The sequence below is a fragment of the Streptomyces sp. NPDC102283 genome (genome assembly GCF_044766265.1).
Lineage (GTDB): Bacteria > Actinomycetota > Actinomycetes > Streptomycetales > Streptomycetaceae > Streptomyces.
On sequence record NZ_JBIWLQ010000022.1, the window covers coordinates 1 to 16,642 of the forward strand.

Genomic DNA, 16,642 nt, shown 5'->3' on the forward strand with positions numbered 1-16,642 from the left:
GCAGGTCGCTGCGGTCCGGGCGCGCGTAGGCGTGCACGGAGAGCGCCCGGGGCGGGGGGGGGGGGGGGGCCCGCCCCCCCCCCCCCCCCCGGCGGGCGGGGCGGGCCCCCCCCCCCCCCCCCCCCCGCTCCCGTGATCAACGCGTCCGGTGGACTACAGCGTCCCGAACCCCACCCGCCGGGTGGTCGGCTCACCGATCTCCACATACGCGATCCGGTCGGCCGGCACCAGGACCTTGCGGCCCTTGTCGTCCGTGAGGCTGAGCAGCTCCGCCTTGCCGCCCAGTGCCGCGGCGACCGCGCTCTCGACGTCCTCGGCGGAAAGCCCGCTCTCCAGAACGATCTCGCGGGGCGTGTGCTGCACCCCGATCTTGACCTCCACGGCTATGTCCCTCCGACGGTCAGTCCCTGCGCGGCGAACCGCGCCGTACGCAGCCACACTAGCCCGGCGGGAGCGGGGCTCAGGGACCGACCGGCAACGCCCGCAGCGAACACGGCGCCGGACGTTCCCCGCCGGAGGGCTCAGGTCTGCTCGACGCCGTGCAGCGGGAAGCCCGCGATGCCCCGCCAGGCCAGCGAGGTGAGGAGCTGGACGGCCGTGTCGCGGGGGATGGTGGACCGGCTGGAGAGCCAGTAGCGCGCCACCACCTGGGAGACGCCGCCGAGACCCACGGCCAGCAGCATGGACTCGTCCTTGGACAGGCCGGTGTCCCCGGCGATCACGTCGGAGATGGCCTCGGCGCACTGGAGGGACACCCGGTCGACCCGCTCGCGCACGGCGGGCTCGTTGGTCAGGTCGGACTCGAAGACCAGCCGGAACGCGCCGCCCTCGTCCTCCACGTACGCGAAGTAGGCGTCCATCGTCGCCTCGACGCGCAGCTTGTTGTCCGTCGTCGAGGCCAGCGCCGTGCGCACGGCCTGGAGCAGCGACTCGCAGTGCTGGTCGAGAAGGGCCAGGTAGAGCTCCAGCTTTCCGGGGAAGTGCTGGTAGAGCACCGGCTTGCTGACTCCGGCCCGCTCGGCGATGTCGTCCATCGCGGCGGAGTGGTAGCCCTGCGCGACGAAGACCTCCTGTGCGGCGCCCAGCAGCTGATTGCGTCGGGCGCGGCGGGGAAGGCGTGTACCCCGCGGGCGCGCCGCCTCTGTCTGCTCGATGGCTGTCACGCCGCCTCCCAAATATGTGTTCCAGCACAGCCGGTCCGTGCACACTGCGCCGTACAGCCATCGTACTTTTGGGTAACCCGGGTGTGCGCGGCGCGGACGCAGAATTTCATGGACCGGACGGCTGTGGAAGCCACAGTTCTCCCTGGTCGTGAGCAAACCGGGGCGTATTACCGGTAATCGTCCTCATCCAGGGGGATCACCCTGCGCTGCTCCGCCATATCGGCCTCATCGGCGGTGTCCGGATCGACGCTCTCCGCCCGTTCGTCGTCCTCGGGCCGGACGTCCGCCCGCTGCTCGGCGACGTCCGCCTCCGGGGCCTCGGGCCCCGGCTGTTCGGGTTCGGCGTTCTCGAAGGTGTCCGGGTCGCTCGGGTCGACCGTCATGTGCAGCTCCCTTCCTTCCCCTGAAGCCTAGGAGCTACCCGTCCACCCCGCGATGCGGCCTGTGACGGCGAACACATGAATGAGGGCGTGATCGTCTCGTAACATTGCCGCATGTCTTCGACCGAGCTGCCGGGTGTCCAGGCCGCCGCCGCCGCGTTGGCGCCCACGGTCAGTGCCGTCCGGGTCGCCGACGGCGAACGACTGCGCTCCGTGTCACTGCCGGGGATCGGCCTGAACATCCGCTGCCGGCCGGGCGACCGGACGGGACTGCCCCCCGCGCTGTACGTGCACGGGCTCGGCGGCTCGTCGCAGAACTGGTCCGCGCTGATGCCGCTGCTGTCCGACCTGGTCGACGGCGAGGCGGTCGACCTGCCCGGATTCGGGGACTCGCCGCCGCCGGACGACGGCAACTACTCGGTGACCGGACACGCCCGTGCGGTGATCCGGCTGCTGGACGCGGAGGAGCGGGGGCCTGTGCACCTGTTCGGCAATTCGCTGGGCGGCGCCGTCGCCACCCGGGTCGCCGCCGTCCGCCCCGACCTGGTGCGCACCCTCACCCTGATCTCGCCCGCCCTGCCGGAGTGGCGGGTGCAGCGACCCGCCGTCCCGACCGGACTCCTGGCGGTGCCGGGCGTCGCATCCCTGTTCTCCCGGCTGACGAAGGGCTGGACGGCGGAGCAGCGGACGCGCGGAGTCATGGCACTCTGTTATGGCGATCCGGCACGGGTCTCCGACGAAGCCTTCCGCAACGCGGTGGCCGAGATGGAGCGACGGCTGGAGCTGCCGTACTTCTGGGACGCGATGACGCGTTCGGCCCGGGGCATCGTCGATGCGTACACCCTGGGCGGCCAGCACGGACTGTGGCGCCAGGCCGAGCGGGTGCTCGCACCGACCCAGCTCGTGTACGGCGGACGGGACCAGCTCGTCTCGTACCGGATGGCACGCAGGGCGTCCGCGGCCTTCCGCGACGCCCGGCTGCTGACGCTGCCCGACGCGGGGCACGTGGCGATGATGGAGTACCCGGAGGCGGTCGCCCAGGCGTTCCGGGAACTGCTGGACGATTGCGGCGGGAGCTGATCCGGGGCGTGGGACGACACAGTCGAAAGGGCTCCGGGGCGATCCACCCGGACGCGGCGGCAGCGGAACCGGGCGGCGAGCGCGCCGCGGCGAGGCCCGCGCCCGGCGGCGGCCGGCGCAGGCGGACCGCTCCCGCGTCGACCGGTGACGGGCGGGGCCCGTTCTCCTCCGACGCACCGCAGGTACGCGGCGGCCACCCCGAACAGCGTGAGCAGGGCGGCGGCTGGGGCACCGGACCCGTCCCCCGCTTCGGCCAGGGGCCGAGCGCCCCCCACCCGTATCCGGGCCCGCACACCGGTCAGGACAACCGCTCCACCGACGCCCGGCCGGATTCCGGCGGCACCGCCGGCCCCCAGGACGCCGCCCGGCAGCGAGCAGTGGCCCGCCAGGTGTCCGCCCAGCGTGCGGCCCAGCGCGCCGCGGACGGCCGGGCTGCACAGAAGTCGACGCCCCCGGGTGCCCCGGTGCCGGGCCCGCGCCGGGAGTTCGTCGACGCCTTCGACGCCGACGCCCCGCCGGGAGCACCCGCAGCGCCGCCGGCCGGAACGCCGGACGGCGTGGACGGCACCGACACCGAGGCCGGGGAGCCGGACGAACGCGCCGCGGCCCGGGGCTCCAAGGGGCGGACGTTCACCGGCATCGCCGCGGCCGCGGTGACCACCGTGCTGGCGGTCGTGGTGGCCGGACAGGTCGCCGAGGACTCCGGCGGCCGTACGGCCGCCGCGCGCGCCGGCGACGTGGAGCGGCAGGGCCTGGGCGAGGAGGCCTCCCGCTCCGACGCCCGTCCGACCCCGAACCGGCCCTCGGTCAAGCCCGAGGTCAAGCCCCTCTCGTACGCGGCCAAGATGGCGCAGCCGTTTCCGCTCGCCGCGGACCTGAAGGCGAGCGGCACGTTCGAGGCGGTGCCCGGTCTGGCGAAGGCCCCCGGGAAGGGGCAGAAACACCGCTACCGCATCGACGTGGAGAAGGGCCTCGGCCTCGACGCCGGCCTGTTCGCCGAAGCCGTGCAGAAGACGCTCAACGACGACCGGAGCTGGGCGCACAACGGCGCGATGACCTTCGAGCGCATCTCCTCGGGAACCCCGGACTTCGTGATCACGCTCGCCAGCCCCGGGACGACCGGTGACTGGTGCGCCAAATCCGGTCTGGACACCACGATCGACAACGTCTCCTGCGATTCCGCCGCGACGGACCGCGTGATGATCAACGCCTATCGCTGGGCGCAGGGCGCCGCCACCTTCGGCCCGAAGGAACTGCTGGCCTACCGTCAGATGCTCATCAATCACGAGGTCGGCCACCGGCTGGGCCACAACCATGTGAGCTGCCGCACTCCCGGGGCCCTGGCTCCGGTCATGCAGCAGCAGACCAAGACCCTCGAACTCGAAGGCGTCAAGTGCAAGGCCAACCCCTGGGTGCACCCCGAGAGTTGACCTCCACGCGTCCACATGGTGAGACGGCCGTCTTGTTCCGCTTTGACAGCGGTCAAGACGGTCGTTCATATTTCTCGGCATGTCGCGCAGCCCCGCACCTTCCGAGATCGCCGCCCTTGAGCTGGCGCTTCTCGGCGTGACCGGGCACTGCGTAGCCGACGTTCTCTGTCGCTGACGCTGTCCGAGCGCGCGTCGGCCCTTTTTCTCCCTCTTTTCCCGTGAGCCTTTTCGGCTCCGGCGGGCCCCTGTGACTGCCGCGCCCGGACGCATTCCGTCCGCAGGCGCGGCTTTCCTTTTTCGTTCCCCTATGACGGGGTCCGTTCGCGTTCGTCCTTCTCGCCGCTGCCTGCGCGGATGTCGCCTTTTCGCTTTCCTCCGCTTCCTCCGCCCGCCGTGCTCCGAGAGGTCTCTTTCCGATGCGTCAACCGTCCGTCATATCCCGCCGTGTGGCAGCCTCCACCGCGGTTCTCGTCCTGGCCGCGGGAGTCGCGGCCTGCGGTCCCGAGGACACCGAGGGCGCCGCCGGCGCCTCCGGGGCCGATGGCAAGCCGCGGCAGGGCGGCACCCTCACCGTCCTGAACAGCAACCCGCAGCAGGACTTCGACCCCGCCCGGCTCTACACCTCCGGCGGCGGCAACGTCCCCTCCCTCGTCTTCCGCACCCTCACCACCCGCAACCGCGAGGACGGGGCCGAGGGCGCGAAAGTCGTCCCCGACCTGGCCACCGACCTGGGCACGCCCAGCAGAGGCGCCACGGTGTGGACGTACACCCTCAAGGACGGCCTGAAGTACGAGGACGGCACCGCGATCACCTCCGCCGACATCAAGTACGGCATCGAGCGCTCCTTCGCCGCCGAACTCTCCGGCGGCGCCCCCTACCTGCGGGACTGGCTGATCGGCGGGGCCGACTACCAGGGCCCGTACAAGGACAAGAAGGGCCTCGACTCCATCGAGGTGCCCGACGAGAAGACGATCGTCTTCCACCTCGACAAGCCCGAGGGCGAGTTCCCCTACCTCGCCACCCAGACCCAGACCACCCCGGTGCCGCAGGCCAAGGACACCGGCACCACGTACGAGGAGCACCCCGTCTCCTCCGGCCCGTACAAGGTCGTCACCAACGAGAACGACGGTGAGCGGATCGTCCTGGAGCGCAACCCGCACTGGTCGGCGAAGACCGACGAGGAGCGCAAGGCCTACCCCGACCGGATCGACGTCCGCTCCGGACTCGACTCCGCCGTCATCAACCAGCGGCTCTCCGCCTCCCAGGGCCCGGACGCCGCCGCCGTCACCACCGACACCAACCTCGGCCCGGCCGAACTCGCCAAGGTCGGCAGCGACAAGAAGCTCGCCGCCCGCGTCGGCACCGGCCACTTCGGCTACACCAACTACATCGCCTTCAACCCGAAGGTGAAGCCCTTCGACGACCCGAAGGTGCGCCGGGCGATCTCGTACGCCGTCGACCGCACCTCGATCGTCAACGCGGCGGGCGGCTCCTCGCTCGCCGAACCCGCGACCACCTTCCTGCCCGAGCGGGACTCCTTCGGCCACAGCCCCTACGACCACTTCCCGGCCGGGAGGACGGGCAACGCCGAGAAGGCGAGGGAGTTGCTGAAGGAGGCCGGGCACGACAAGGGCCTGACCATCACCCTCACCCACTCCAACGACAAGGACTTCGAGACCAGCCCCGAGATCGCCACCGCGATCCAGGCCGCGCTCAAGAAGGCCGGGATCACCGTGAAGCTCCAGGGCCTGGAGAGCAACGACTACTCCGACACCATCCACAGCGCGAAGAAGGAGCCCGGCTTCTTCCTCGCCCACTGGGGAGCCGACTGGCCCTCAGGCGGCCCCTTCCTCGCCCCGATCTTCGACGGCCGCCAGATCGTGAAGGACGGCGCCAACTTCAACACCGGCTTCCTGAACGACCCCGCGGTCAACAAGGAGATCGACGAGATCAACAAGATCACCGACCTGAAGGCCGCCGCCGCCCGCTGGGGGGCGCTCGACAAGAAGATCGGCGAGCAGGCCCTGACCGTGCCGCTCTTCCACCCGGTCTACAAGCGGCTGTACGGCGAGGACGTCAAGAACATCGTCATCAGCGACTGGACCGGCGTCCTCGACGTCTCCCAGGTCGCGGTCAAGTAGCCATGTCCGAAGCACTTCCGGTCCAGGAGGCGGGAGTGGCGCCGGCCGTCGCCCCCGCCTCCGGGGCGCGGCTGTTCCGGCAGAGGCTGCGCGCCCAGCGCGCCGCCTCCGCCGCGGCCCTCGTCGTCCTCCTGCTCGTCCTGGTCGCGCTCGCCGCACCGCTGCTCACCGCACTGGCGGGCCAGGACCCCAACGCCTACCACCCCGACCTCGTCGACTCGGCGGCCGGCGGCGTCCCCATCGGCTCCTTCGGCGGCATCAGCGGCGAGCACTGGCTCGGCGTCGAACCGGGCACCGGCCGCGACCTGTTCGCCCGGATCGTGTACGGGGCGCGGGTCTCGCTCGGCGTCGCCCTCGTCGCCACCGTCCTGCAGATCGCCCTCGGCCTGGTCATCGGGCTCGCCGCCGCGCTCGGCAGCCGCCGGGTCGACCAGCTCCTCGGCCGGATCACCGACATCAACGTGGCCCTGCCGGTCATGGTGATCGCCCTGGCGCTCCTGGCGATCGTGCCCGGGTCCTTCCCCCGCCCGGTCCTGATCGCCCTGGTCATCGGGGGCATCGGCTGGTCCGGTACGTCGAAGATCGTGCGGGCCCAGGCGCTCGCCCTGAAGTCCCTCGACTCCGTCGCGGCGGCCCGGCTCAGCGGGCGGGGAAAGTGGTCCATCGCCCGCCGTGAACTGCTGCCCTCGCTCGCCGCGCCCGTCATCACGTACGCGGCCCTCGCCTTTCCCACCAACATCGTCGTCGAGGCGGCCCTGTCCTTCCTCGGCGTCGGCATCAAGCCGCCCACCCCGTCCTGGGGACAGATGCTCACCGAGGCCGACACCTGGTACCAGGCGGCCCCGACCTACCTCCTGATCCCCGCCGGACTCCTCTTCGTCACCGTCCTCGCGCTCACCGTCCTCGGCGAGGGCGTGCGCACCGCACTCGACCCGCGTGCCGCCTCCCGCCTGGGCGTCGGCACCGGTACGGCCAAGGAGGACGCGGCATGACCGGCTTCCTGCTCCGGCGGCTCGGCGGGGCGGCCCTCGTCCTGCTCGCCCTCACCGCGATCCTCTACGCGATCTTCTACGTGGCCCCCGGCGACGTCGCCCAGATCGCCTGCGGCCCCCGCTGCTCGCCCGCCCAGGTCGCCCAGGTCACCGAGCAACTGCGCCTGGACGATCCGGTGTACGTGCAGTACGCGCACTTCCTCCAGGGCATCGTCGCCGGGCGCGACTTCTCCACCGGGACCGGCACCGAGCACTGCGCGATGCCCTGCCTCGGCGTCTCCTACCAGTCCGACCAGCAGGTCACCCGGCTGATCCTGGCCAAGCTCCCGGTCACCGGCTCCCTGGTGATCGGCGCGTTCGCCGGCTGGCTGCTCCTCGGCGTCGGCACCGGCGTGCTCTCCGCATGGCGGCGCGGCCGGCTCACCGAACGGGTGCTGACCTGGCTGACCCTGGCCGGCTCCGCCACCCCCGTCTTCGTCATCGGGCTGCTGCTCATCATCGTGTTCTGCTCCACCCTCCAGTGGCTGCCCGCGCCCTCCTACGTACCGTTCACCGAGAACCCCGAACAGTGGGCCTGGGGGCTGCTGCTGCCCTGGACGTCGCTGGCGCTCATCGAGTCCGCCAAATACGCCCGCCTCACCCGCAGCGCCATGCTGGAGACCCTCGCCGAGGACCACGTGCGCACCTTTCGCGCGTACGGGGTCGGCGAGCGGGCCATCGTCGGACGGCACGCGCTCCGGGGCGCGATCGCCCCCGTCATCGCCCTGAGCGCGCTGGACTTCGGCTCGATGTTCGGCGGCGCGGTGCTCACCGAGTCCCTCTTCGGCATCCCCGGCATCGGGCGCGAGCTGGTCCACGCGGTCAAGGTCGTCGACCTGCCCGTCGTGGTCGGCATGGTGCTGGTGACCGGGTTCTTCGTCGTCCTCGCCAACGCCGTCGCGGACCTGCTGTACGCGCTGGCCGACCGACGGGTGGTCCTGACATGACAACGCGCGAGCCCCTGGTCGAGGTCTGTGGCCTCACCGTCGACTTCGGTCCCGTCCGGGCCGTCGACGGCCTCTCCTTCACCCTGGAGGCGGGCGGCGCACTCGGCGTGGTGGGGGAGTCGGGCTCCGGCAAGAGCGCCTCCGCCCACGCCCTGCTCGGCCTCCACCGGGGAACCGGCGCCCGGGTCGGCGGGAGCGTCCGCGTCGCCGGCCGGGACGTGAACGCGGCCGACGACCGGGCGCTGCGGGCGCTGCGGGGCGCGGGGGCCGCCATGGTCTTCCAGGACCCGCTGTCCTCGCTCGACCCGTACTACCCGGTCGGCGACCAGATCGCCGAGGTGTACCGGGTCCACCGGCCCGTCTCCCGCAAGGCCGCCCGCGCCCGTGCCGTCGAGGTGCTCGACCGGGTCGGCATCCCGGACGCGGCCCGCCGCTCGCGGCAGCGCCCGCACGAGTTCTCCGGCGGCATGCGGCAACGGGCCCTCATCGCGATGGCGCTCGCCTGCGAACCGGGCCTGCTGATCGCGGACGAGCCGACCACCGCCCTCGACGTCACCGTGCAGGCCCAGATTTTGGACCTGCTGCACGATCTGCGCCACGAGACGGGCATGGGGCTCCTGCTGGTCACCCACGACGTGGGCGTGGCGGCGGAGAGCGTGGACGAGGTGCTGGTGATGCGGCACGGCAAGGAAGTGGAACGCGGCCCGGTCGCCCGGGTCCTCGGCGCGCCGCGCGAGCCGTACACCAAGGAGCTGCTGGCCGCCGTACCGCGCCTGGAGACCCGCAGGGTCGTCCCGGTGCCCCTGCCGCGTGTCGCGGAGGACGCCGCACCCCTGCTCGAAGCCGTCGGCCTGCGGCGCGAGTTCGGCCGGGGGAGCGGGCGGGTCGCCGCCGTGGACGGGGTCTCGCTCACCGTGCACGCCGGGCGCACGCTCGGCATCGTCGGCGAGAGTGGCAGCGGCAAGACCACGCTGGGCCGGATGCTGGTCCGCCTGCTCGACCCTACGGCGGGCCGCCTCCGCTACGGGGGCCGGGAGATCGGCTCGCTGCCGGAGAAGGAGCTGCGGTCCTTCCGCCGCGACCTCCAGATGGTCTTCCAGGATCCCGTCGCCTCCCTCAACCCCCGCCGCTCGGTCGGGGAGTCCGTCGCCGACCCGCTGCGGGCCGCCGGGGAGAGCGACGAGGGCCGGATCCGGGACCGGGTCGGCGAACTGCTGGAGCGCGTCGGGCTCGACCCGGGCCGCTACGAGCGCTACCCGCACGAGTTCAGCGGCGGACAGCGCCAGCGCGTCGGGATCGCCCGCGCGCTGGCCGCGGAACCGAAGCTGATCGTCTGCGACGAACCGGTCTCCGCGCTGGACGTCACCACCCAGGCCCAGGTCGTCGAACTGCTCTCGGAGCTCCAGCGGGAGCTGGGCATCGGCCTGGTCTTCATCGCCCACGACCTCGCCGTGGTCCGGCAGGTCAGCGACGAGGTCGCGGTGATGCACCGGGGTGTGATCGTCGAGCAGGGCAGCGCCGACGCGGTGTACGGAGACCCCCGGGACCCGTACACCCGCCGGCTGCTGGCAGCCGTGCCCGCCCTCGATTCCGGGCTCGCGGCGGCCCGCCGGACCGCCCGCAAGGAGCTGGCCCGGGCCTGACCCTCCGTAGCAACCGACCGCTGTATCGCGACGGAACGCGACCGGGGCGGGAAAGTTACGACGGTTCACCCCTTTCGGTGGTGCGATGGACAACCGTCCGTCGCACCACCGGCGTATCCGCTTACGGTCGTCCCGCTGCGAGTGGTCGTTTCAACGGCGGCCGCCCACAAGGGAGATCGGGGGTGTATTCGTGCGGATCGGACTGCTCACCGACGGTGGCTATCCGTATGCGACCGGTGAGTCCAGACTCTGGTGCGACCGGCTGGTGCGCGGGCTGCCGCAACACGAGTTCGACCTGTTCGCCCTGAGCCGCTCCGCCCACCAGGAGGACCAGGGCTGGGTCCGGCTGCCGCCCCAGGTCAGCCGGGTGCGCACCGCGCCGCTGTGGACCCCCGAGGACGGCACCCTGCGCGGCAGCGGCGAACGCGGCCTGCTGGCCCGGCTGGTGACCGGGGGCGAACAGTCCTACGGGCGGCGTGACCGCAGGCGCTTCACCGACCGCCTCACCGCTCTCGCCACCGCGATCTGCACCCCCGACGAGGCGGGCACGGAGGCCGGTGAGGGCCCCGGCGCGCAGCTGTTCGCCGAAGGGCTCTACGGCCTCGCCGAGCTGGCCCGCGAACGCGGCGGACTCCATCTCGCCCTGCGCTCCGAGGACACCGTACGGATCCTGGAGGGCGCCTCCCGCGCCCGTGGCACCGGCCGCGCCGTGCAGAACGCCACCGTCCCCGACCACCTCGCCTTCGCCGCAGAGCTGGAACGCGCGCTGCGCCCGCTCTCGCTGGACTGGTACGACCAGGAGAGCCTCGGCGCGGTCGATCTCTGCCATGCGGCCTCCGGCGGAGCGGCCGCCCTCCCCGGACTCCTGGCCAAACGCTTCTTCGGGGTGCCGCTGCTGGTCACCGAGCACGGCGTCCCGCTGCGCGCGCACTACCTGGCCGCCGCCGACACCCCGTACGGGACCCCCATGCGCGCCCTCCTCGCCGGATTCCACGGCCGCCTCACCACCGAGGTCTACCGGCAGGCCGCGATCGTCACCCCCGGCAACACCCACGTCCGCCGCTGGCAGCAGCGGTGCGGTGCGGACCCCGCCAAGCAGCGCACGGTCTACCCCGGCATGGCGGCCGAGCGGTTCGGCCAGGTCGGCGAGGACGCCGAACGCCTCGCCTCGACCGGCGAGGGCGAGGGCGCGGGCGGTCCCGACACGCTGGTCTGGGTCGGCCGGGTCGAGCCGTCCAAGGATCTGATCGCCCTCCTCCACGCCTTCGCCGAGGTCCGTCGCGCCGCGCCGGCCGCCCGGCTGCGCGTCTTCGGCGCCCCGGCGGACGGCGACGAGGCCACCGCCTACCTCGCCCACTGCACGGCCCTGGCCGCCCAGCTCTTCCCGGACGAGGCCACCGGCGCGCACACCGAGGGCGTCAGCCCGGTCAGCTTCGAGGAGATCGGCGGCCCCGAGGCCCCCGACCTCGCCGCGGCCTACGGGGCGGGAGGCGTGATCGTGCTGTCCAGCGTCGTCGAGGGCTTCCCGGTCAGCCTCGTCGAAGCCATGTTCTGCGGCCGGGCCACCGTCTCCACCGACGTGGGCGCGGTCGTCGAAGTCATCGGCGGCACCGGCCTGGTGGTGCCCCCGCGCAATCCCAAGGCGCTCGCCGACGCCTGCGTCGCGCTGCTGCGCGACCCCGAGCGTCGAGCACGCCTGGGGGCCGCCGCAAGGGCCCGCGCGCTCGAACTCTTCACCGTCGAACAGAACCTCGCGGCATTTCGCGGCATTTACCTGGAGCTGATCTCGCACACCCCGGTGTGCCGCGAGGCCGACACGGTGGACGCCCACGGCGACCCGCTGCCCTTCGCCACTCCGCCGGAAGCCCGCCTCCTCGGCCACTGGACCCGTCCCGGGTCGCACCTCCGGCCGCGGCCGGACCCGGGTCGGCCCGCCGCCGTGCCGAGCCGGCCAGCCACCCCCGGGTCCCGGCTGCCGGACCGGCCCGGCGAGCCCGAGCCGCAGCACACGCGGCAGCCGGAGCCCGAGGGCGTCTGCGCGGTCGCGGCCGGACCGGCGGGAGACGGCGATGCGTGACCACCAGGCTCTCCACGGACCGGCTCTCCACGGACCGGCCCTCCACGGACCGGCCCTCCACGGACCGGCTCTGCGTGAACCGGCCCTCCACAGGCCGAGCTCTGACGAACCGAGCCTCCCCGCCCACGGACACCGCCCCGCCCACGGAGACCACCTCGGCTCCGGAGGCCGCCCCGACCACGGAGACCACCCGATGACCCGTCCGGACGACCCGGCGACCCCCGCCGCCGCCCCGGAACGCCCCGCGTCCTCGTCCGCCCCGGAACGCCCCGCGGAGATCCGGCCCAGCACCACGGCGCGCCGGGCGCCGGGCTCCACCGCCCGCCGGGGCCCGGCAGACCCGGTGAAGTCCCTCCTCCACCACCACCGCGACCTGTGCGAACGGGCCGTGGACCCCCTGGAGATCGCCGCCGGGCTGGAAGCGCACGGCCTCACCGACCGCACCGCCGCCCGCTACCGCCACCGGGACGTCTTCGCCCTCGCCGAGGAGTTGTACGCCCGTATGCCGCCCCGTGCACCGGACCTCGCCGCGGGCCCGCCCTCCGGCCCCGGACCCGACACCGACGCACGGGCCGCCTGGACGCTTCTCGCCCTGCTCCCCGGAGCCGCCTGCCTGGCGACCGCCGGGGTCCTCCGGGTCACCGAGGGCCTCCTCGGCGACGGGACACGGGCCCTCGTCACCGTCGTCGGCGCGGTCCTGGCCTGCCTGGCGCTCCGGGCGTGCCTGGGCCGCGGCCCCCTGCGCGCCCCCGAAGGGGCGGGCCGCGCCGGGATGTACGGCTGCTGGCTGCTGAGCTACGCGGTGTACGGCGAGGAACTGCTCGCCCAGGTCATGACCGGCGGCCCGGACGGCCCGTGGGACGGCACCCCGGCCCCGCTGCTCGGTCTCGCCGCCGCCATCGCCCCGGCCGCGTGGTGCGCCCACCTCTTCACCGTCCACGCCCACCGCAAACTGGCCGGCAGCCGCGCCCTGGAGGAGTTCGGCGCGGGCGTGCGCCCCCTGCTCCTGGCCGCCGTCACCCTCTTCCTCGGCGCGCTGCTGCCCCTGCTGTGCCTGGCCGACCTCGGCCTCGGCGGAGGCGGCACGCCCGTCGCGGCCGCCGGCCTCGGGGTGCTGTTCTTCGTGGCCCGGCTGCTTGCCGCGCACGGGCTGCCCGAGCCGGGCACCGTCGCGCTCGCCGCCGCCTGCGCCGTCGAGGCCGGGGCCCCGGCCCTCGTCCTCGCCGCCCGGCTCCCCGGACTCGAACCCGTCTCCCAGCCCGTGAACGCCCTCGTCTCCGCGGGCGGGACCGGAGCCGTGCCCGCCCTCGCCTGCGGCGGGGCCGCGGCAGGCCTGCTGCTGTACGCGGCCTTCGCGCTCTCCCGGGCCTCCGCCCATACCCGGACCTCCGCCCCCGCCCGGGCCTGAGCAGGCCCCACCGACGTACCACCGCACGACCCGCCTCCGTACCACCGCCGACCACCGCTGAAAGCGCTCCACCCGCTCCACCCGCTCCACCGCACCACTCCCGCGGAGCCGACGCCGCGGGCCGCAAAGCACCGTACGAACAGAACGAGGAGAAACCCGCCATGACCCCCCAATCCCCCGCACCGGCAGTCAGCCGTCGGCACCGAGGCGGTGCGCGATGAGGGTGCTGCTGCTCGGAGCCAACGGATTCCTCGGCCGCTTCGTCGCCGACCGTCTGCTCGCCGATCCGGCCGTCCACCTCACGGCGCTCGGCCGCGGCGACGACGCCGACGTCCGGTTCGACCTCGCGGGCGGCAGCCCCGGGGCGCTCACCCGCTTCCTGGACGCCGTCCACCCCGGAGTCGTCGTCAACTGCGCGGGCGCCACGCGCGGCGGGGCCCGCGACCTCACCCGGCACAACACCGTCGCCGTCGCCACCGTCTGCGAGGCGCTGCGCCGCAGCGGCTGCGGGGCGCGGCTCGTCCAGGTCGGCTGCGCCTCGGAGTACGGGCCCTCGCAGCCCGGGTCCTCCACCGCCGAGGACGCGGTCCCGCGCCCCGGCGGCCCGTACGGCGTCAGCAAGCTCGCCGCCACCGAACTGGTCCTCGGCTCCGGCCTCGACGCCGTCGTCCTGCGGGTCTTCTCACCCGTCGGACCCGGGACCCCGGCCGGTTCCCCGCTCGGCCGGCTCGCCGAGGCGATGCGCCGGGCCATGCAGTCCGGCGACGGCGAGCTGAAGCTCAGCGGCCTCGGCGTGCAGCGGGACTTCGTCGACGTACGGGACGTGGCGCGGGCCGTCCACGCCGCCTCGCTCTCCGCCGCCCAGGGCGTCGTCAACATCGGCACCGGGCGGGCCGTCCGTCTGCGTGACGCCGCCTCCGTCCTGGCGAGAGTCGCCGGATACGCGGGCGCGCTCCACGAGTTGGACACGCCCCCCGCGCGCCTGCCCATCGGGGCCCCGCGCACCTCCGCCGAATCCGTCATGGAGCACCTCTCCGCCACCCCGTCGCCCTATCCCGACGGCTGCGGCGCCTGGCAGCAGGCCGATGTCCGCACCGCGCGGGACCGGCTCGGCTGGCGGCCCCGGATCAATCTGGAGGAGTCCCTCGCGGACATCTGGATGGAGGCGGCGTGCCGTATCTGACCGCTCCCGCCGACACCCGCCGCATCGCGGGCGGCGAACAGCTCGGCTTCGGTGTCCCCGGCTACGCCCACCCGCTGCTCGCCCCCGCCGAATGGGCCGAGCTGGTCCGCCCCGGCACCCCGCTGCACTGGGCCGTCCTCAACATCGCGGACGGACCCGGCGCTCGGCCCGACCCGCACTGCCTGGAGGCGGCGGGCCGGCTGCGCAACGCCCGCGAACGGGCCCTGCACGGCTGCTCCCCGGACGACACCGTCCGGGCCTCCGGCGGCAGGCTGCTCGGCCACCTCGACCTGGCCTGGGGCGAGCGGCCGTTCGAGGAGCTGATCGCGGACGCCCGGTCCTTCATCGACTGGTACCGGATCAGCGGCTTCTACCTCGCCCGGTGCCCCGCCGAGCGGGCCGGGCTGCCCGCCGTCCGCCGTCTCACCGGTACGCTCCACGCCCTGCTGGCGGAGAGCGACAGCGCCGACGGCGGGGGCCGCCTGGTGCTGGGCCACGGCACCCACCCGTATCCCGGGTACGCGGAGGCGGCGGACCAGCTGGTCACCTTCCAGGGCTCCTGGACCGACTACCGCTGGTCACAGGTGGCGGAGTGGACCGCCGACTATCCACCGGCGCGGTTCGCGCACTTCGTCCACGGGGTGCCGCGCACCCACCTGGAGGAGGCCATGCGCATCGCCCGCTGGCAGGGTGCCGGGACGATCTTCTTCACCGACCGGACCGACCGGACCGACCGCGCCGACCGGGAAGATCGAACCGGACAAAGTGGCCCATTCGCCGCGCTGCCCAGGTACTGGGACGAAATCGTCTCGCGGATCGGACCGGGTATCTCGGAATGAGAAGGGGCGTGGCAGTGTTACGGGGAGAACAACCGTACGTAGTCGACCGTAAGAAGCCGGTCTACGTAGAATCCGACCACCTGCATTGTTGAGGTTCCTGTGTCGCTGCCACCCCTGGTCGAGCCAGCTGCTGAGCTCACCGTCGACGAGGTCCGCAGGTACTCCCGCCACCTGATCATCCCGGATGTCGGGATGGACGGACAGAAGCGCCTGAAGAACGCCAAGGTGCTGTGTGTCGGCGCCGGCGGCCTCGGCTCGCCGGCCCTGATGTATCTGGCCGCGGCCGGTGTCGGCACGCTCGGCATCGTGGAGTTCGACGAGGTCGACGAGTCGAACCTGCAGCGCCAGATCATCCACAGCCAGGCCGACATCGGCCGGTCCAAGGCGGAGTCCGCCAAGGACTCGGTGCTGGGCATCAATCCGTACGTCAACGTGGTCCTTCACGAAGAGCGGCTCGAAGCCGAGAACGTGATGGAGATCTTCGCGCAGTACGACCTGATCGTGGACGGCACGGACAACTTCGCCACCCGCTATCTCGTCAACGACGCGGCGGTGCTGCTGAACAAGCCGTACGTCTGGGGCTCGATCTACCGCTTCGACGGCCAGGCCTCCGTGTTCTGGTCCGAGCACGGGCCCTGCTACCGCTGCCTCTACCCCGAGCCCCCGCCGCCGGGCATGGTCCCCTCCTGCGCCGAGGGCGGCGTGCTGGGCGTGCTCTGCGCGTCCGTCGGCTCCATCCAGGTCACCGAGGCCATCAAGCTGCTCGCCGGGGTCGGCGACCCGCTGGTCGGCCGCCTGATGATCTACGACGCCCTGGAGATGCAGTACCGCCAGGTCAAGGTCCGCAAGGACCCCGACTGCGCGGTCTGCGGCGAGAACCCCACCGTCACCGAGCTCATCGACTACGAGGCCTTCTGCGGCGTCGTGTCCGAGGAGGCCCAGGAGGCGGCGCTCGGCGCGACGATCACTCCCAAGCAGCTCAAGGAGTGGATCGACGGCGACGAGAAGATCGAGATCATCGACGTCCGCGAGAAGAACGAGTACGAGATCGTCTCGATCCCCGGCGCGAAGCTGATCCCGAAGAACGAGTTCCTCATGGGCACCGCCCTCCAGGACCTCCCGCAGGACAGGCGCATCGTCCTCCACTGCAAGACGGGCGTCCGCAGCGCCGAGGTCCTCGCGGTCCTCAAGTCCGCGGGCTTCGCCGACGCGGTGCACGTCGGCGGCGGCGTGATCGGCTGGGTCAACCAGATCGAGCCCGAGAAGCCGGTGTACTAGAGCGTTCCGTACCGATGCCGTACGGAAGGGGCCGGTCCGCGC

Annotated in this window: 16 protein-coding genes; 13 read left to right on the forward strand and 3 right to left on the reverse strand. The window is 73.0% G+C overall.

All coding sequences use genetic code 11. From position 1 onward, the window contains the following. Positions 1–153: 153 nt before the first annotated feature. From ACIRJT_RS32185 to ACIRJT_RS32195, 3 genes are all read right to left on the reverse strand, one after another. Positions 154–381 (reverse strand): DUF3107 domain-containing protein, encoded by a 228-nt coding sequence (locus ACIRJT_RS32185; protein ID WP_003966467.1) that lies wholly within the window; start codon positions 379–381, stop codon positions 154–156. 140 nt (positions 382–521) lie between these two features. After that, on the reverse strand, positions 522–1,163 hold the full coding sequence (locus ACIRJT_RS32190; RefSeq protein ID WP_215102634.1) for a TetR/AcrR family transcriptional regulator: 642 nt from the start codon (positions 1,161–1,163) through the stop codon (positions 522–524). Positions 1,164–1,330: 167 nt separating this feature from the next. After that, entirely contained in the window at positions 1,331–1,546 is a 216-nt protein-coding gene (locus ACIRJT_RS32195) for a hypothetical protein (RefSeq protein WP_403916214.1), read from the reverse strand. Between the two features lie 111 nt (positions 1,547–1,657). On the opposite strand from ACIRJT_RS32195, the gene ACIRJT_RS32200 reads away from it, so the two are divergent. The 13 genes from ACIRJT_RS32200 (at position 1,658) to moeZ (ending at position 16,600) form a co-directional block, all read left to right on the forward strand. After that, positions 1,658–2,623: an alpha/beta fold hydrolase gene (locus tag ACIRJT_RS32200; protein WP_403916216.1), complete on the forward strand. Its 966-nt coding sequence runs from the start codon at positions 1,658–1,660 to the stop codon at positions 2,621–2,623. An 8-nt stretch (positions 2,624–2,631) separates the two neighbouring features. Then, complete coding sequence (locus ACIRJT_RS32205; RefSeq protein ID WP_403916219.1) at positions 2,632–4,053, forward strand: DUF3152 domain-containing protein; 1,422 nt, start codon at positions 2,632–2,634, stop codon at positions 4,051–4,053. Positions 4,054–4,132: 79 nt separating this feature from the next. After that, positions 4,133–4,228 (forward strand): Ms4533A family Cys-rich leader peptide, encoded by a 96-nt coding sequence (locus ACIRJT_RS32210; RefSeq protein ID WP_316943073.1) that lies wholly within the window; start codon positions 4,133–4,135, stop codon positions 4,226–4,228. 241 nt (positions 4,229–4,469) lie between these two features. Continuing rightward, entirely contained in the window at positions 4,470–6,194 is a 1,725-nt protein-coding gene (locus tag ACIRJT_RS32215; RefSeq protein WP_403916222.1) for an ABC transporter substrate-binding protein, read from the forward strand. Positions 6,195–6,196: 2 nt separating this feature from the next. Next, positions 6,197–7,186, forward strand: a complete 990-nt coding sequence (locus ACIRJT_RS32220) for an ABC transporter permease (protein ID WP_403916225.1) — start codon at positions 6,197–6,199, stop codon at positions 7,184–7,186. After that, complete coding sequence (locus ACIRJT_RS32225) at positions 7,183–8,172, forward strand: ABC transporter permease (RefSeq protein WP_403916228.1); 990 nt, start codon at positions 7,183–7,185, stop codon at positions 8,170–8,172. The genes ACIRJT_RS32220 and ACIRJT_RS32225 overlap by 4 nt, the downstream gene beginning before the upstream one ends. Then, on the forward strand, positions 8,169–9,815 hold the full coding sequence (locus ACIRJT_RS32230; protein ID WP_403916231.1) for an ABC transporter ATP-binding protein: 1,647 nt from the start codon (positions 8,169–8,171) through the stop codon (positions 9,813–9,815). The genes ACIRJT_RS32225 and ACIRJT_RS32230 overlap by 4 nt, the downstream gene beginning before the upstream one ends. A gap of 190 nt (positions 9,816–10,005) precedes the next feature. Further along, complete coding sequence (locus ACIRJT_RS32235; protein ID WP_403916234.1) at positions 10,006–11,892, forward strand: DUF3492 domain-containing protein; 1,887 nt, start codon at positions 10,006–10,008, stop codon at positions 11,890–11,892. After that, positions 11,889–12,089: a hypothetical protein gene (locus ACIRJT_RS32240; RefSeq protein WP_403916237.1), complete on the forward strand. Its 201-nt coding sequence runs from the start codon at positions 11,889–11,891 to the stop codon at positions 12,087–12,089. Before ACIRJT_RS32235 ends, ACIRJT_RS32240 begins: the two co-directional genes overlap by 4 nt. Then, complete coding sequence (locus ACIRJT_RS32245; protein WP_403916240.1) at positions 12,086–13,300, forward strand: hypothetical protein; 1,215 nt, start codon at positions 12,086–12,088, stop codon at positions 13,298–13,300. The genes ACIRJT_RS32240 and ACIRJT_RS32245 overlap by 4 nt, the downstream gene beginning before the upstream one ends. A 217-nt stretch (positions 13,301–13,517) precedes the next feature. After that, positions 13,518–14,483, forward strand: coding sequence for an NAD-dependent epimerase/dehydratase family protein (locus tag ACIRJT_RS32250; RefSeq protein ID WP_371625794.1), 966 nt, complete (start codon positions 13,518–13,520; stop codon positions 14,481–14,483). After that, complete coding sequence (locus tag ACIRJT_RS32255; RefSeq protein WP_403916243.1) at positions 14,471–15,322, forward strand: spherulation-specific family 4 protein; 852 nt, start codon at positions 14,471–14,473, stop codon at positions 15,320–15,322. Before ACIRJT_RS32250 ends, ACIRJT_RS32255 begins: the two co-directional genes overlap by 13 nt. 99 nt (positions 15,323–15,421) lie before the next feature. Next, positions 15,422–16,600: an adenylyltransferase/sulfurtransferase MoeZ gene (gene moeZ, locus ACIRJT_RS32260; RefSeq protein WP_103507873.1), complete on the forward strand. Its 1,179-nt coding sequence runs from the start codon at positions 15,422–15,424 to the stop codon at positions 16,598–16,600. Positions 16,601–16,642: the final 42 nt, after the last annotated feature.

Coding starts and splice junctions, on each gene's coding strand:
- ACIRJT_RS32200 (WP_403916216.1), top strand. CDS start 1,658: ATGTCTTCGACCGAGCTGCCGGGTGTCCAGGCCGCCGCCGCCGCGTTG.
- ACIRJT_RS32220 (WP_403916225.1), top strand. CDS start 6,197: ATGTCCGAAGCACTTCCGGTCCAGGAGGCGGGAGTGGCGCCGGCCGTC.
- ACIRJT_RS32250 (WP_371625794.1), top strand. CDS start 13,518: ATGAGGGTGCTGCTGCTCGGAGCCAACGGATTCCTCGGCCGCTTCGTC.
- ACIRJT_RS32215 (WP_403916222.1), top strand. CDS start 4,470: ATGCGTCAACCGTCCGTCATATCCCGCCGTGTGGCAGCCTCCACCGCG.
- ACIRJT_RS32245 (WP_403916240.1), top strand. CDS start 12,086: ATGACCCGTCCGGACGACCCGGCGACCCCCGCCGCCGCCCCGGAACGC.
- ACIRJT_RS32225 (WP_403916228.1), top strand. CDS start 7,183: ATGACCGGCTTCCTGCTCCGGCGGCTCGGCGGGGCGGCCCTCGTCCTG.
- ACIRJT_RS32195 (WP_403916214.1), bottom strand. CDS start 1,546: ATGACGGTCGACCCGAGCGACCCGGACACCTTCGAGAACGCCGAACCC.
- ACIRJT_RS32210 (WP_316943073.1), top strand. CDS start 4,133: ATGTCGCGCAGCCCCGCACCTTCCGAGATCGCCGCCCTTGAGCTGGCG.
- ACIRJT_RS32230 (WP_403916231.1), top strand. CDS start 8,169: ATGACAACGCGCGAGCCCCTGGTCGAGGTCTGTGGCCTCACCGTCGAC.